1 pseudogene is annotated in these 255 nt (G+C 82.0%); it reads left to right on the top strand.

The window, feature by feature from the left end:
* Nucleotides 1-255 (top strand): annotated as a pseudogene (locus LPA42_RS34790) (NADH-quinone oxidoreductase subunit M); the annotation flags it as partial.

The following is a 255-nucleotide window of genomic DNA, read 5'->3' on the forward strand; positions in this document are numbered from 1 at the left end:
GCGCTGGCCGAGCTGTCCGGGCTGCGGGAGACCGCGCCCCGCCTCGCCGGGCTGCTCGGCTTCGCCGCCGTCGCCTCGCTGGGGCTGCCCGGCCTCGCCGGCTTCTGGGGCGAGGCGTTCGCCGTGGGCGCCGCGATCGGGCGGGGCGGCCCGCTGTGGACCACCCTCGGCGTGCTCGCCGCCGTCGGCGGGGCGCTGACCGCCGCGTACCTGCTGCGGCTGCTGCGCCGGGTCACCCACGGCCCGGCCAGCCCG

The organism is Micromonospora sp. DH13, from assembly GCF_020873825.1.
In the GTDB taxonomy this organism is placed as follows: Bacteria; Actinomycetota; Actinomycetes; order Mycobacteriales; family Micromonosporaceae; genus Micromonospora; species Micromonospora haikouensis.